Origin of the sequence: Corynebacterium sp. MSK032 (assembly GCF_030232065.1) — a bacterium.
GTDB classification, from domain to species: Bacteria; Actinomycetota; Actinomycetes; order Mycobacteriales; family Mycobacteriaceae; genus Corynebacterium; species Corynebacterium jeikeium_D.
Genome location: NZ_JASPJR010000017.1, coordinates 23,198 through 37,744, shown reverse-complemented (window position 1 = coordinate 37,744; position 14,547 = coordinate 23,198). Strand labels below are relative to the sequence as shown.

The following is a 14,547-nucleotide window of genomic DNA, read 5'->3' as shown; positions in this document are numbered from 1 at the left end:
TCCCCAATTCGATTTCTTCCCCCAAAGTTCATGGCTCCTATGCAAACACGAAACCCGCGCTCTCCGCTTGGCAAAACTGCCGTGGAGACCGCGGGCTGTGGATGAATTTCAAAACGTCCCAGTAGCTGTGGATAACTTGGGACAACTTGAACTGTTGCCACCTAAGGCAAGCTCAGAGCGTTATTCCGTACCACGCACCTGAATGTCGCCAATAGCAACTGGCAGCAACGAATCCGGAGATTGCTCAGCCAGATTGCGGTCGCCGACAAGTGGGTTGTCCGCATCGGAATTCTGCGACTCAGCATCTGTATCAGCATCTGTATCAGCGTCAGTGTCTGAGTCGCTGTCGGCTACCGCTTCCGCAGCCGTCGGCAAGCCGGAGATCCAGACAACAAGGTTCTTCCACTCAGTGTCGCGGCTATCGATTTCGATGGTCGTCGTACCTGAGGTGGCAGTAGCGCTTCCGAGAACCGTTGTGTCATCCAAGTTCGTCGAGTCGGCATCTCGTAGGCCGCGAACTTCAATGTGTGCGCCCGGGGTCGCCGCGACCTTAAGCTCTCGAATGGTTGCCGGTTCATCCAGAGTGACCCGAATACCAACGCCAGGTTTGAAGTCCTCTGGACGATTGCCGAACTGGCTGAGGTAAGTCGAAGTTACCCAGAAGCTTTCCTCGTCACTATCGATGGTCAGCTCAGCCATGTCTGGATTGTCTGGACCGGCTGCCGGGTTGTCGCTGTCGGCCTGCCACTCGTTAGCGTCGGCAAGCGAAAGCGTCGTGATCGGAGCCGGGCCGCGTCGTACGGACTCGGAGTTAATCGGTGCGTCCGAGGAACGGTTAACCAGACCAAAGATGCCCGCGGCGACAAGTGCACCGACAATGACTACACCGACAACGACTGCGCCGGTGCTGAATGCGCGGGTGCGATTCTTGGTGTGGCGAGCGTTTGATTGGGCTACACCGTCGGCATCGACGGATTCGCGCGCACCGGTGTCGGGGTCGATTGCGAGAAACTCCGAAGAGTCGGGGCCGAGCGCTGCAGTGCGCAAATCCTCCGCGAGTGTGCGAGCTGGCGACTCCTTTTGGTTGAAGTTCTCCGGGCGAACCTGCTTCGCGCGGTCGATAGCAGCAGAAATATCGGAGGGGATGTTCGTCACGCTGTAGAACAGCTCGTCGATGACAGAAAGCAACGCGCTGTAGTCCGAACGTTGCGAGCTATCGGGCAAAACGACGGGGAAAGCGTCGTAGATGTGGCCGTCGCTGCTGATGCGCAATTGTCCAGGCTTGTTTGTCAGGCCAAGGCAGCGCCCAGATTCGTGGGCGTCGGCGATTGTCTCGGCAAGTGATGCTATTGCGAGTGCCAGGGCATCCGGGTGGGCGGCCTGATCGAACCGCTCAATACCGATACTGCTGGTCCAGTCGGCGACGATGAGCACCTCGGTGCGTGTCTTCGCCACACTATGAATGCGGGACATCCCGGTGCCAGCCAGGTCACGCAGCTCATTGGTCGTCGTGGCAATCTTCTGGGCGGCAACCGATGGCGAAGTGTCGTAGTACGGCAGTGCAATCGTGTCGACGAAGACAAGTGCGACATCTGAGTTGTCGGGATCTCCCATATCCATGGCGCGCCACAGGCGCAGACCTGGGTAGGTCGCGACTTCAGAACGCAGACGGAAACGACCACCTGAGACCATCTCGCCGGGTACATAGCGGGTCGGGCGAGAACCCTGCGTCGGCATCGGCGGCAACAGCGGCGAAGCGGTGAAGCCCTCGTTTGCCAGACCCGTGGCCTCGCCAATCAGGTTCGACGGGGCAATCGAGAAAGCATCAGCGGCGAAGCCACGTTCGCGCTCCATATCCTCACGGTCGGCGACGGCATTGTCGGCTGCATGAGGCTGCGGAGCAAAGCGACGTAGACCCGGAATGCGGCCGAGGAAGCCACCCAGAACGCGGACCTCTTCCAATGGAGCCTGAGCGAGCACCAGGCCGGTACCGATGAGGAAGACCACGCCGGTGACGATGGTCTGCAGTAGCACACCGAAGGAACCGAAGAAATCGAACAGCACAAGGTCGGTCAATGCGAATGCGCCCCAAGCAACGGCGACACCGACAAGCGACGCCCCCAGTGCCCACAGCACGGTGTGGACGGTCGCCTTACTGTCCAAGTGTCCGAGAGTGCGGCGCAAGAGCAAGAAGCCAATTATTGCGCCGGCGACGAAACCGAAACCGTTGGCGGCACCGAGCAACACGACGACGGTCTCATCGTCAGAAGCCAGACGAGGAGCGAAGAACGACAGAATCACCTTGACGGTGGTAATGCCGAGGATGATGAAAGTCGGGGTCCAGGCCTCTTCACGGGCGTAGAAAACACGCAAGTGCAAAAGCACAATGGCGTATGGAATAAGCGAGAACGCCGAGAAGGACAGCGTCCAGCCGAGAATCTCTGCGGTTTCGCGGGGGAACTCCAGATACGCGAAAAGACCGACGGCGATGGGGCGGCCGAATGCGGTGAAGAAGGCAACGATCGGCACCAGCGCAATCATGGTCAGGCGGGTACCGATGGACAGATCTCGGACCACTGCCCCATCGTTGCCGTCGGCTGCATTGCGGGACAGTCGCGGCATGATGGCGGTCAGCAAGGTAACGCCGATGATGCCGTAGGGCACCTGCAACAGCAGCCAAGCCTGCTGGTAAATCGTCGGCGCTGCCTTGGAGGCAGTCGAGGCAATATTGGTGGTGATGAAGTAACCAGCCTGGGAAATTGCCACGTAGGTGATAATCGCGACACCCATGCCGGTGAACTGTTTGATGCGGTCGTCGATACCCCACAGCGGACGCAAATCAATGCCCGCGCGCTTGAGGTAGGGAATCATGATGGCTGCCTGAATGACGACACCCAGGGTGGTACCAAGACCCAAAAGCAGGATGTGCGGATCGGAGAGTGAACCGTCCGAATCCGGACTCAATTGGCCGGGCAGGAACAGATATAGCAAGAGCGTGGCAATGGCCACGACGTTGTTGGCGACAGGTGCCCACGCACCGGGTTTAAAGATTCCCTTGGTGTTTAGCACCGCCATGAGCAGCGCAAATATGCCGTAGAAGATAATCTGCGGCAATAGTAAGAACGCAAATGACGTTGCCAGCGGAACGTTGACCTTACCGGCCTCGTTAAGGCTCAATCTGGTCAACAGTGGCGCACCTATCACCGCCAGCACCGTCACCACTGCCAACAGCGTCATAGAGACAGTCAAGAGACGTCTAATGAAGGCGGCACCGTGATCTGGATCCTCCTTCTCCGCGCGCACCAACACTGGCACCACCAGAGAAGTCAGCACTGCGCCGAGGACGATTTCCGTAATCAGGTTCGGCAGTGTGTTGGCGACGTTGAAGGCTGAAGCCACAGCCGGACCCAGCGTCGCGCCGATGAGCAGGTTTCGCAAAAAACCCGTAATGCGCGAAATCAGGGTAGCGATTGCCATCGAGCCCGTGGAGGCGACGATGTCCGAGTTCGACTGTCCCTGATTTGCGTCCGCCGTCGAGCCTGCGGAGGAATCGCTGGAAGCGGTTGCTGTCGCAGTTGCCGCCTTTGCTGGCGATGGTGATGCCGATTCCGTCATCGCGTCAGTGGCGGTATCGGCATTTGCCTTATGGCCGGATACGCGAGTTAGGTCCGGGGCCGCTTCGGCCGGCTGAGATTCAGCCGTTGGCCGCGCCGCCGGAACCGGAGCCGGTGGCGCGGGGCGACGAATGCGGCCTCGAAGTCCAGATTTATGCGCGTCTGAGTCAGTCACATGTCCTATTGTTGCTTAAAAGGGGGTCTATTTCCGAAAGTACTGTGACCGTTTTGCGGCAAAAAACCCACCAACAGTGACGATGACGAGGGTCACGATAGCCAAAACCCCAACCGAAGCGCCCGATTGCACGGAAATACTCACTGATCGGGAAATGGGCGTGCCGCCAGGTGATTCGAGCCACAGCAACAGATTGTGGGAGTTGTCTCCACTATCCCGTGGCCGGTCTCCCTCTGGAGCATTGGTTGCCGGAGTAGATTCTGCATCATCACCCGACTTCGGAGTGAACTGAACAGTCACCGACCCCTTGGCGGGGATGGCGGCCTCATACTTCTCCTCCAACACCGAATCTCCAGCGCCGACGCGCACGAACGCGGGAACCGGCAGCGGCAGGCCATTGCGAGCCAGCACCGCAATCGGCGACAGCTGCGTTGCGCGGGTGTAGACACCGCCGGGAGCTACCAACGTCACCGAATTGCGCAGGCGTCGATTCATAATCAGTGCCTGGTCGCTGAGTTCTTCGCTCCGCCGCTGCACGTCAGTTGACTGCAGCTGATTTCGCCGGCCGAGAGTTGTAAACGAGCGCAGCAAGTCGTGCCGCAGGGGACGGGTGAATTCATACCGCGTCAGTGCGACATTGGGATCGTTGGACATGATTGTGGTCAGGTCCGTGATTTCGCGGGAGGCCAGTTGAGCCTTCTCCACGAGCGTCTCACTCACTGGCGCGGGATCGGCAAGCTCGTCAATTGGAGTAACCGAGCCCGCATCCAGGTCGTGAGCTGAAGCGGTGATGGAGTCCATCAGCGGAGTCAGCTCAGCCAGGTTATCGTCCACGGCTTTCCTGACCGCAGCCATGAAATCTTCAGCGTCGCTAGCGCGTGGATCCCAACCGGACGGCGGTGCTGCCACCACAGCCGCGCGAGGGTCATCCGAATCAGTCAATGATTGGAACAGAGTGCCAATCGCTGTCTGCATCCGTGCAGCTTCGGAGTCGATTCGGAAATCGTAGCGTCCGAGCAGATTCGAATACGCCACAGTCTGGGGAGACCGCCCTGTTGCAGCCAGAGAGGTTGTCAGTGCCCCAGGGAGGGCGAAGGCGCGGCTACCGTCGGCAAGCACGCCACTATGGCCGGGGCGCAGTGTCTGACCATCGGCGGTGAAGGCGGTGTTGTCCGCGACTAATACGGTGGTGTCGTGCGCGGCTTCGCGTGGAGTGGGCGAGGGAGGCATCGTCTCGCCGGTATCTACGCGGTCTTCGAATGCGCGCTCCGGAGTGGTTCCGTTCAGAGCTGTCGCCGCCGAGTACAGCGGGGCGCTTTCCGACGTTACGTATCCCTCGGCGGGCAAATAGATACCCGGCAGTGTCTGAACGTCCAAATGCTTGGCGATGGTCTGCCGACCAGCGGCGAGTGCCTCCATGGAAAGCTCTTGATCCGCCACGCGAGCTACGGCGCTGGCATCGGTGCCGCCCCACGGCAGTGACAGTGTGCACGTGTCCTGTGTGAGATCGTGCAGCCGGTTAAGCCAGTCGGCAGCATTGTCACTGGCGGGCATATGCGTGAGATTGGTGTCATCCGCGTTTCCCCAGGAATCCCGCAGTCGCGGAGAGGACTCCACAGGACTTGGGCGGCTGGTGCCAATCCAGTATTCGCGGGTCATCCTGGAGATTGCGTCGAGGGTCTCCGGGTCGATGGCGATGCAGGTCGATTCCCGCAACCTCTGCCCATCCGGGCCGGCAAAGCCCTTTTCCAACGAGGTGAGCAAACCGTCGAGGCGGCCACCGCGTTCGAGAGACTCGGCCAAAGAATTGTCGGTGAGGATGAGATTCGGCGACGAGGGTGCGTCACCGGTCTCACCGCCGACCAGTGGCACTGGCTGGCTGATGGGCCAAATCAGCGAAAACGGCACTGGGTCGCGGCGGGTGGGCGCATCGGAATTGTCGGTCTCATCGTTGTCGTTCTCATCACCGGCAGGCGGTTCCGGCTCATCACCTGCAGCTTGCGAATCCGTCACCGGTAGCAGTGCGCGTGTTTCCGCCAGCAGGCGGTCGATGTCATCTTCCGGTTGCCCGTTAGCGTTGATGAGCAGCGGAAACGTGCCGGCTTCCGTGATGTCGAGTCCTTCTGGGGCCGGTGCGGAGATAGGAACACTTAGCGTAACCTCACGCGTCTCGCCCGCTTTCAGCTCGATGGGGGCACTGAAGGTACCAGCCACATCAAACACCGATTCAGGCTCAGCGAGAATCGTCTGCGCATCTGCAGAGGAAGCTAGTGCGCCGGCCCGCTGTGGGCGCAGCGCAACATTGCTGATATCCGCGTTGGAGGTGTTGTGCACCTGCACCTTGATGGTCAGTGTCGAATGTAGAGCCGCGACATGCGGAGCGAAGCTGGTTATCGAAAGCCGAAGGGGTCCCTGTTCACCGACTCGATTGGTACCACTGCCCCACAACTGCTCATCTTGCGCAAAAGCTGGGGGCGCAACGGCCGTCGGCAAGCACAGTATGAGCGCTGCGGTGGCGGCCGTGACTTTACGAACAACATTCCTTGGCAACTGCAACCTGAACATGCGCAATCACCTCGGCGTCTGCCGGCCTGCTCGCTTTTCCGCGCGGGCGAGATCGGGCAGCAGATTGTGCGCGCGCCGGGCCAGTTTGCGTTCGTCAGCGTAGGCCAACCGCTCCACCAGGGTGTCTACCGGGACCCACATGACCTGAGTGACCTCGGGATCTTCGTCGTTCAAATCGCCATCGACGTAGCGCAGAAGGTGATGGTGCACGGTCTTGTGAATCCGCGTGCCATCGGAGACAAACCAGTAGTCAATCACACCGAGCTCCTCGATGACCTCGCCGCGAATGCCCGTTTCTTCCCACACCTCACGTTCGGCGGTGGAATCGAAAGCTTCGCCGGGCTCGACATGGCCCTTGGGCATTGACCACAGCAGGCGCCCGCGGCGGTCGTGCCGACCAATCAGCGCGACATAAATCCGCGACAGGTCGACCTTGCCGCCCTCGCCGACCGCCTCGGCCAGACCCGAGACGACCAGTCCGCCCGCCGAAGTCTCAATCGAGGTCTGCATCGGCGCTGCATTTTGCGCGCGCGACGAGTGCGCACGGCGATTGTTCGTGCGCTTCGTCTGTGCGTGACGACGGCGATTGTTCCTATCCTGGCCGTTCTTACGGCCACCGCGGTTGTTCGACTGCTTCGAGGGTCGTGCCGACTTCGGTGATTTGGAAGATTTCTTGGCGCCACCGGAGTTTGGCTTGGCCGATTTGGGGCCATTGGCACTGGAGCCACTGCGTTTTGCGGAATTTCCGCTGGTAGTAGCGCTATTGGTGTTGGTGGACGCGGAAGCGCCACCCCTTCTGCGCGGTCGCCGACGACGTCGACGGCTCTTCGCCGCCGAGTTGTCATTGCGTACCACGTTGTTCATTCCACTTAGACTACCGGGTTTATAGGTATAAGCGGGTATTGTGTCGGTCGTGACACAATCGACTCCTTCAACGACAAATGGTGACCAGCCCGGGGCGACTACACCTCACGGCGCTACTCCGGCGGCTGCTGATGCGGACCCACAGGTGCGCAGGACGGCAATGCTGGCAGTGGCGGATCAGGAGATTGCCAAGGAGTCGGAGATTCTCGATTCGCTGGCAGCTGCGTTTAGTGCAGCTGGCCACCGTCTGTACCTTGTGGGCGGTTCTGTGCGCGATGCTCTCTTAGGGCGACTGGGCGTGGATCTCGATTTCACCACCGACGCACGCCCGGAGGTGACGCGCGCGATTCTTGATGACTGGGCGGACATTGTCTGGGATACCGGCATTGAATTTGGCACGCTGTCCGCAGAGCGGCATGGCCGTCAGGTGGAGATCACCACGTTCCGTGCGGATACGTACGACCAGGTCAGTCGCAATCCGGAGGTCACTTTCGGCGACACGCTGGAAGGCGATCTAATCCGCCGTGACTTCCGCTGTAACGCCATCGCCGTTGAACTGCATGGCGACGGCACTCGCACCTTCCTCGACCCGCTCGGAGGTTTCGAGGATCTTGTCGCGGGTGTCTTGGACACCCCGGGGGCGCCGGAGGTCAGCTTTGGCGATGATCCCCTGCGCATGCTGCGTGCCTGCCGCTTCGCATCCCAGCTCGGGTTCGACGTGGCGCCGCGCGTACTCAAGGCGTTGAAGGAAATGTCCAGCGAAATTGACCGCATCACGGTTGAGCGCATCTCCACTGAGCTGAACAAGCTCATCCTGGGGGCAGATCCCAGCCGTGGTATCGACCTGATGGTGGAATCGGGGTTGGCCGACCGCGTGCTGCCGGAGATTTCCGATATGCGCATGACGCAGGATGAACACCGCCAGCACAAGGATGTCTATCAACACTCCCTGCAGGTCATGCGGCAGGCTATTGATCAGGAAGAACCCGGTGAACCGGACCTCGTGCTGCGCTGGGCGGCACTGCTGCACGACTGTGGTAAGCCCGCTACCCGCGCCTACAACGAGCAGGGCAATGTCACCTTCTACCAGCACGAGGTCGTCGGTGCGAAGCTGGTGCGTCGCCGCCTGCGCAAGTTGAAGTTTCCGAAGAAAATTAGCCATGAAATCTCCCAGCTGGTCTACTTGCACATGCGCTTCCACGGCTATGGCGAAGGCAAGTGGACGGACTCGGCGGTGCGACGTTATGTCAACGACGCCGGAGATTTGTTGGAACGACTCAACAAAATCGTGCGGGCCGACTGTACGACGAGAAACCGTCGTAAAGCAGCACGCCTCGCACGAGCCTGCGACAGCCTGGAAGCGCGAATCAAGGAGCTCGCCGAGCAGGAGGACCTCGCACGCGTCCGCCCCGACCTGGATGGCAACGAAATCATGGAAATTCTGGACCTGAAGCCCGGCAAAGAAGTCGGACAGGCCTGGAATTACCTGAAAGAGCTGCGATTGGAGTCCGGTCCGCTGGAGCGTGAAGATGCTATCTTGGCGCTGAAGAAATGGTGGTACGAGCAGTCCGGTGAGCAGGCTGAAAGCGAAAGTGAGAGCTAATGGCATCGATTAATCCGGAAAATCTCTACGGCGACCGGCTTTTTACCAGCCTTGAGCGCAACGACCCGGCTGCCGGTATGCTGCTGCTCGCAGCACCCGGCATGCTCTCGCCGGAGTTTTCCCGCTCGGTGATTTTCCTCATTGAGCACGATGAACACGGCACCCTTGGTGTCGATCTCACGCAGCGTTCGCAGACGCCGGTGCACAATGTGCTCGAGCCTTGGGCGCCGCTGATGGCCAAGCCGCCGGTGCTCTACGTCGGGGGTCCGGTCAACCAGACACAGCCAATCTGCATTGGTGTGGTGCGAAACGGCGCCACCCTCCCAGAGGAGACCGACAGTATTACCGGTACCCCGCTGATGGAACGCATCGCCCACAGGTTTGCGCTGGTCAACCTCGGTGCGGAGCCGGAGGACGTACGCGACCGCATAGATGGCGCACGCATCTTCGCCGGTTACGCAGGCTGGGACCCGGGACAGCTGGAAGACGAGCTCGACCGCGGTGACTGGTACGTCGCCCCTGCCCTGCCCTCTGATGTACTCGCTCCTGCTGCCGCGGACATCTGGGGTGATTGCATGCGCCGTCAGCCATGGCCGCTGCCACTGTATGGCACCTACCCCGTAGATGTACGTGACAACTAGATGAGTGAGCACATCAATACCGAAGGAAACAGGGCTGAAGGAAGTAGCGCCACAGGAAACAGCGACCGCAGCGACATAGCTGCCGGCATCCGGCAGACACTGCCCGTGGGCATGGGACTCATTCCGCTGGGGCTCGCATTCGGCCTGCTCATCGCACAGACTGGCTTTAGCTGGTGGTGGGCCCCCATCTTCTCCTTCGTGGTCTACGCGGGGTCGATGGAATTCCTCGCTGTCGGCCTGGTTATGGCGCATACGGGTCTGCTCGGCTGTGCCGTGACGTCCTTTATGGTCAACTTCCGCCACGTCTTCTATGGGCTGACGTTCCCACGCGACCGGATACAGTCTCGTCTCGGTCGCGCATACTCCACATACGCGCTTACCGACGAGTCGTATGCCATCGTCTCTGCGGCAAATGCGGACGAAAAGATGTCGGGCCACCGACTGCTGACGATTCAGATTCTCTGCCAGTTATTGTGGGTGGGCTCCGGCATTGTCGGGGCGCTAACCGGCGCAGCACTGCCCGAGGGTATCCGCGGTGCCGAGTTCGCACTGGTGGCGCTCTTTACGGTGCTGGCCATGGACGCGTTTGAGACTTCTAAGGACTGGTCACTGCCCCTGTCCGCTATCGTCTGCACGCTGGTGGGCTGGCTGATTAACCCGAACCAGATGCTGGTTATCGGACTGCTGATGTACTTCGGCCTGCTGCTGTTGCGCGTGTGGTCACCGCGGGTGGATCGGGTGATGCGCATGACGTCGGCAAGCAATCAGCGTACGACGGAGGGAGAGCGAGCATGACCGCGATGCCCGATTCCGGCTATGTGCTTGCCGCGCTCTTTGCGATGGGTACGGTGACTCTTGCGCTGCGTGCGCTGCCGTTTGCATTCGTGCGCACTCTGAAGGGGTCTCCCCTGTTCGAGTTCCTCGGCACGACCATGCCGGTTGGAGTCATGGTGGCGTTGGTTGCCTACACCGTCTTCGGGCGGCTAGGACTCAGCGGTGAGAGTGGCGACCCCGGCGCTGCCTGGGCCGTGCCCGTAGCGCTGGCCGTCACCGTTGGCCTGCACTGGTGGCGGCGCAACACCGTGATTTCGATTTTTGTAGGCACGGCGCTGTATATGGTCCTCGTGAACCTTGTCGCGTGAGGTGCGCTGTGTGTGGGACGGTGCCAGCAGACCAGCGACTAGCGGCAGTGGCTAGAACTGCGACGGTACCTGACCAGTGAAGTCCGGTAGTCCCGGAATCTGGGGCAGCTGCGGAGTTTCCGGCAGATTCAGTAGTTCGCCGAGATTCGGGCTCTCGGGCAGGTTCGGGACGCTTGGGATGCCCGGCAGGCTCGGGCTGTCGGGCAGGCCAGGCAGCGATGGAGTGCCCAGCGTGCCGTCGAAGGCATTCTGAACATCGCTGGTGTGAGTTTCCTTCGTGCCGTAGGTGTTAGCAGCGACGCTGAAGTCAGGTCCAATGGATGCCGAGGCGTGAACGCTCTGGCGGTCATCGGACCAACCCCACTTTGTGCCAATAACACCCGGCAGCGTGGCGGTGCCGTAATCCTGACGGTAGTCATCCGCTGCCACAGGTGACGCGGTGCTCATAGCAACCAGAACCGGGTCAGAAGTGTTCTCACGCTTCTTGGCCTCCAGGAACTTCACAGTGTCCGCGCTGGACGTAGTTGAATTTCCCCAGTGACCTGCATCGTGGGTGTTGCTGAGGCCGTATTCACGCGCAGTGGCGTTGATGGAATCCGGGTAACGGCCATAGAGCTCACTGGCGATATTGTCATCGGAGTAGCGAATCATCTCTGTGGCCTTCGCCTTGTCCGCTTCTGTGCCATGTTTGAAGACGTAGTCCGCAATGTAGAGCTTGACAATCGAAAGCCCCGGACGAGCTTCATTCTCGTTCGCCGTACCGTAGTGCGTGCCACTTGGGGTGTGGGTAAAGCTGATCTGGGTTCGCCCCGGAGCATCAATAGTGCCCTGTGGAGTCAGTTTTGGCTGCGGAGCCGCAGCGACGTTTCCAGCTGCCAGCGGAAGGCTGGTGACAGCGATGACACCGGTAAGACCCATGCGAATCGCGCGGGAAGGCCGTGGAGTAAGACGATGACGAGCGTTCATAACAAAAAACCAATCTACACGCGCAGGTGACCGACGCGCTGCCAAGCTGGATCGTAACCGGTATCGACGATATGCTCTCCCTCGGCCCACGTCTCCGCAACAGCTCGCAGACCCGCCTCCGCATCAGATGCCGGGTCAATAAAGAAGTGCATCAGAGCCATGCCATCGGATTGCTCAGTTGCGACAAAAATACCCTTGTCCTCAGCGATGGCTTCAGCGGCAGCGGTATTGAACTCGGAGAGGGATTCCTTCGATTCGTCCGTCGGCAAGCCCTTGTCATCAATATTGCCGAGCATGAGCTGAATCAGCACATGCTGCGTCATAGTCGGGCTCACCAGCTGCGTAATCGGAGCGCGGGTGGCGACGACGAGCGGCTGGCCGTTGGCTTCGGCATCAATGGTGAGCCACTCGGGGCACTCTTCCGCGAGCTTCTCGACGACACCGCCCAGCTCCGGTAGCGGGATCGCACCTTCCGGCTCCTCGCCGGCGAAGGCAAAACCGCGTAGCCATAGGCCGAAGTCCTCCTCCCCCAGAGCCAGCTGCAGCAGCGTGAAACCGAGCTGAGCTACCAAGCGCTCACCGTCCTCCAACTGAGCAATTGCCGGGAACAGCGGGTGGAATAGACGAACGTCCACTGCCCCATGACCACTGCTAACAGCCACGCGTGCGTCTGCCGGATCGACCTCGGCCGGAGCATCGGCCTCGAGCGCACCCTGTGCAACTAACGTGGCCGCGACATCCCCCAGCGACAGCTTCATCGCCGGATCCGCCTGACGGAGGTCGGTGAAAGACCACACCGCGCCGTCGTCAGGCGCGGCCTCCAGCCAACGGCGAGCGACCGGACGCAGCTCCGGATCGCCGGCAGCGCTAACAGTCAGAAGGTGGCGAGAATACGGAGCGCCAGCCTCAAACCCCCAGATGAGCCGGTCATTAATAGCGGCGATGCGGCCGCCGACCTCCTTCTGGACATCAATAATGTCCACATCGGCGGCGTTCGGAGCACCATCGATACCGAGCTGGACACTAAACATAGAGTCGAGCGCATCGGCGCCAAAAGAGTTCCACCACGACCAGAACTCATTGATCGCGGTCTCTTCTGCGGCGCGCTGTTCCGGGGAGAACGGAGCCGGATTCTCGTTAGCCATATTGAATCTCACACTTTCGTTTGCTCGTTTAAAACCGAACCATATGTTGTGCGCCCCAGTATATGTGCCAAGCCGGATTCGCCCCTCGGGTCCATGCGCTAGACCGCGTTAAGCGGGTTGTGGCTCCGGCTCAGCTTCTGCTTCCTTGCCCCAGCGAGCGGCGTAGACCGCACAGATCATCAGCTGAATCTGGTGGAAAATCATCAGCGGCAAAATGTAGAGGCTGGCATCGGCACCAAAGATAACGGCAGCCATGGGCAGACCGGTGGCCAGCGACTTCTTCGAACCGCAGAACTGAATCGCAATGCGGTCCTTGCGGTCGAAGCCCATCTTATTTGCGATGAATCCGGACAACCGCAAAACGAATTCCACCAGCACGACCGAAAGCACACACAGGATGACAATGTCCCCTGCCGGCACCTTCGACCAGATGCCCTGCACCATGCCCTCGGAGAACGCCGCGTAAACGACCATTGCGATAGATAGGCGGTCAACGTTCTTAGTCGTCTTCGCGGCGGCAAACTTCAGGGTCCAACGGCGAGTGAGCTGGCCGATTGCGAATGGCAGCAGCAACTGCAGCGAAATATCCAAGAACACCGACGAATCCACATGAATGCCGCCGCCGGTGGCCATCAGTAGCATCACCAGCACCGGTGTGACCACAATGCCCAGCAGGTTAGATGCCGAGGCACTGACGATTGCGCCGGCGACATTGCCCTTGGCGATGGACGTGAAGTTCACACTCGACTGCACCGTCGACGGTGCCAGCGTCATGTACAAAATGCCCAGGTAGAGGCCAGGAGAAAGAATCCAATCCAGGGGTTTCATCAGCAGGCCGAGGATTGGGAACAGCACGAATGTGAAAGCCAGAATGGTTATGTGCAGCCGCCAATGCTTAACACCGGCCAACGCATCCTGCGGGCTCAGGCGCGCGCCATAGAGGAAGAACAAGAAGCCAATGGCGATCTTTGTGGCCCAGCTGAAAACCTCAGCGGTAGTGCCGCTTGCAGGAAAAATAATCGCCAGTATCGCTGCAGCAACGATACCGACGATGAGGGGATCTGGACGCCAATTCACAATTCGTTGCCACATGGACAAATAGCTTAGTGGGCAACCAGAGGTTGTCTTACTGTTTTGCAGAAGCTTTTCTCTGCAATAATTTTTTACTTCTTCTGCTCAGCTGCCTTGCGCAGCGCATCCTTGTCCACAGGCTTGAAAGTGGCATTCGCGGATGAGCCCTTGTCCGTGCACAGTCCTTCCAGACCACAGGAGCTGCAGCCACCGGAGACACCGCAGTCTGCTGCCGGGTTGTCGGAGCAGCAGGCATCATCAGCCGCAGTGTCGGTGGCATCAGTGGCGGCGGAGCCACAGCCACAGCCGCTGTCACCGTCGCCGCACCCACAACCGGAGCCGGACTCGGCGGAGACCTTGGCGTCGTAAAGCGCGATGGTGTGCGAGCCGATAGCCGCACCAATGCCGAGCATGGCGATACCGGCGAGCAGAGCGACGGCGTACCACAGCCACATCCAACCAGAGGCCTCCGGGCGGATGGCGAGGAAGCCGAGCATGGTGGCACCGAGGAAAGCGACAGCGGACACAGCCCACGGCGGGCCGGCAACGCGGTGCGTAATATCCCAGTTTTCCTGGGACTTTCGAGCCTCAGGCGCACGAATTCCGATCCAGTTATTACCCGGCAGTTTCGCCGACCATGCCAAACCAGCGACAACGGCTATGCAAACAGCCAGAACCAGGGTAATTACAGGGATGACAATCATGCTTCCAATTTATATAGGTGGTTGAGCACGTGCCAAACGCACCTATTAGACTGTGAG

At 60.0% G+C, this 14,547-nt stretch carries 11 protein-coding genes; 4 read left to right on the top strand and 7 right to left on the bottom strand.

Annotated features, from left to right (window positions below; all coding sequences use genetic code 11):
• Nucleotides 1–180: 180 nt before the first annotated feature.
• Genes QP995_RS09775 through QP995_RS09765 form a run of 3 tightly spaced genes read right to left on the bottom strand, consistent with a single transcriptional unit; the run spans nt 181 to nt 7,218 of the window.
• Nucleotides 181–3,789, bottom strand: coding sequence for a murein biosynthesis integral membrane protein MurJ (locus QP995_RS09775; RefSeq protein ID WP_284853161.1), 3,609 nt, complete (start codon nt 3,787–3,789; stop codon nt 181–183).
• Nucleotides 3,790–3,816: 27 nt separating this feature from the next.
• Nucleotides 3,817–6,354, bottom strand: coding sequence for a hypothetical protein (locus QP995_RS09770; protein WP_284853160.1), 2,538 nt, complete (start codon nt 6,352–6,354; stop codon nt 3,817–3,819).
• Nucleotides 6,355–6,360: 6 nt separating this feature from the next.
• Complete coding sequence (locus QP995_RS09765) at nt 6,361–7,218, bottom strand: NUDIX hydrolase (protein ID WP_191620910.1); 858 nt, start codon at nt 7,216–7,218, stop codon at nt 6,361–6,363.
• A gap of 160 nt (nt 7,219–7,378) precedes the next feature.
• Here QP995_RS09765 and QP995_RS09760 point away from each other — a divergent pair, with 160 nt between their 5' ends.
• The 4 genes from QP995_RS09760 to QP995_RS09745 all read left to right on the top strand — a co-directional run bounded on the left by QP995_RS09760 (nt 7,379) and on the right by QP995_RS09745 (nt 10,604).
• On the top strand, nt 7,379–8,821 hold the full coding sequence (locus QP995_RS09760) for a CCA tRNA nucleotidyltransferase (RefSeq protein ID WP_284853163.1): 1,443 nt from the start codon (nt 7,379–7,381) through the stop codon (nt 8,819–8,821).
• Complete coding sequence (locus tag QP995_RS09755; RefSeq protein ID WP_048733149.1) at nt 8,821–9,462, top strand: YqgE/AlgH family protein; 642 nt, start codon at nt 8,821–8,823, stop codon at nt 9,460–9,462. The genes QP995_RS09760 and QP995_RS09755 overlap by 1 nt, the downstream gene beginning before the upstream one ends.
• A gap of 111 nt (nt 9,463–9,573) precedes the next feature.
• Nucleotides 9,574–10,257, top strand: a complete 684-nt coding sequence (locus QP995_RS09750) for an AzlC family ABC transporter permease (protein WP_070652714.1) — start codon at nt 9,574–9,576, stop codon at nt 10,255–10,257.
• Nucleotides 10,254–10,604 carry a branched-chain amino acid transporter permease gene (locus tag QP995_RS09745; protein ID WP_049170093.1) on the top strand — a complete coding sequence of 117 codons (351 nt, stop codon included), beginning with the start codon at nt 10,254–10,256 and terminating at the stop codon, nt 10,602–10,604. The genes QP995_RS09750 and QP995_RS09745 overlap by 4 nt, the downstream gene beginning before the upstream one ends.
• A gap of 51 nt (nt 10,605–10,655) precedes the next feature.
• On the opposite strand, the gene QP995_RS09740 is transcribed toward QP995_RS09745, so the two are convergent.
• The 4 genes from QP995_RS09740 to QP995_RS09725 form a co-directional block, all read right to left on the bottom strand.
• Entirely contained in the window at nt 10,656–11,570 is a 915-nt protein-coding gene (locus tag QP995_RS09740) for a hypothetical protein (protein WP_284853159.1), read from the bottom strand.
• 14 nt (nt 11,571–11,584) lie between these two features.
• Nucleotides 11,585–12,715: a DUF695 domain-containing protein gene (locus QP995_RS09735; protein WP_284853158.1), complete on the bottom strand. Its 1,131-nt coding sequence runs from the start codon at nt 12,713–12,715 to the stop codon at nt 11,585–11,587.
• A 108-nt stretch (nt 12,716–12,823) separates the two neighbouring features.
• Nucleotides 12,824–13,807 (bottom strand): bile acid:sodium symporter family protein, encoded by a 984-nt coding sequence (locus QP995_RS09730; protein ID WP_016421713.1) that lies wholly within the window; start codon nt 13,805–13,807, stop codon nt 12,824–12,826.
• 71 nt (nt 13,808–13,878) lie between these two features.
• Nucleotides 13,879–14,490: an SdpI family protein gene (locus QP995_RS09725; RefSeq protein ID WP_070429062.1), complete on the bottom strand. Its 612-nt coding sequence runs from the start codon at nt 14,488–14,490 to the stop codon at nt 13,879–13,881.
• Nucleotides 14,491–14,547: the final 57 nt, after the last annotated feature.

Excerpts from the sequence above, each read along its gene's own strand:
- QP995_RS09770 (WP_284853160.1), bottom strand. The coding sequence starts at position 6,354 with ATGTTCAGGTTGCAGTTGCCAAGGAATGTTGTTCGTAAAGTCACGGCC.
- QP995_RS09765 (WP_191620910.1), bottom strand. The coding sequence starts at position 7,218 with ATGAACAACGTGGTACGCAATGACAACTCGGCGGCGAAGAGCCGTCGA.
- QP995_RS09760 (WP_284853163.1), top strand. The coding sequence starts at position 7,379 with ATGCTGGCAGTGGCGGATCAGGAGATTGCCAAGGAGTCGGAGATTCTC.
- QP995_RS09755 (WP_048733149.1), top strand. The coding sequence starts at position 8,821 with ATGGCATCGATTAATCCGGAAAATCTCTACGGCGACCGGCTTTTTACC.
- QP995_RS09750 (WP_070652714.1), top strand. The coding sequence starts at position 9,574 with ATGGGACTCATTCCGCTGGGGCTCGCATTCGGCCTGCTCATCGCACAG.
- QP995_RS09745 (WP_049170093.1), top strand. The coding sequence starts at position 10,254 with ATGACCGCGATGCCCGATTCCGGCTATGTGCTTGCCGCGCTCTTTGCG.
- QP995_RS09740 (WP_284853159.1), bottom strand. The coding sequence starts at position 11,570 with ATGAACGCTCGTCATCGTCTTACTCCACGGCCTTCCCGCGCGATTCGC.
- QP995_RS09735 (WP_284853158.1), bottom strand. The coding sequence starts at position 12,715 with ATGGCTAACGAGAATCCGGCTCCGTTCTCCCCGGAACAGCGCGCCGCA.
- QP995_RS09730 (WP_016421713.1), bottom strand. The coding sequence starts at position 13,807 with ATGTGGCAACGAATTGTGAATTGGCGTCCAGATCCCCTCATCGTCGGT.
- QP995_RS09725 (WP_070429062.1), bottom strand. The coding sequence starts at position 14,490 with ATGATTGTCATCCCTGTAATTACCCTGGTTCTGGCTGTTTGCATAGCC.